The organism is Pseudoalteromonas sp. MER144-MNA-CIBAN-0113 (assembly GCF_040308965.1).
GTDB lineage: Bacteria > Pseudomonadota > Gammaproteobacteria > Enterobacterales > Alteromonadaceae > Pseudoalteromonas > Pseudoalteromonas tetraodonis.
Map to the genome: position 1 here is coordinate 1 of NZ_JBEOOG010000409.1, position 262 is coordinate 262.

Here is a 262-nt window from a genome sequence, read left to right on the forward strand (position 1 = left end):
CTATAGACCCTCAAGGACAATTACAACTTGGCGACTGGGGCTTTACTGCACTCGTACAGGCCAACTTATATGTATTCTTTTTTAACCTTTCATGGGGTCCTGTAATGTGGGTAATGCTCGGCGAGATATTTCCAAATAACATGAGAGGATTAGGCTTAGGGGTTGCAGGGCTTGCTCAATGGCTGGCTAACTTTTTAGTTACTATGACCTTTCCAATATTGCTAGCCGGTGGAGGGCTTGCACTCGCGTATTCGCTCTATGC

At 45.8% G+C, this 262-nt stretch carries 1 protein-coding gene; it reads left to right on the forward strand.

Annotated features, from left to right (window positions below; genetic code table 11):
* Window positions 1–262 (forward strand): MFS transporter (locus AAEY57_RS20270; RefSeq protein WP_350608694.1); only part of this gene is annotated, 262 nt, incomplete at both ends.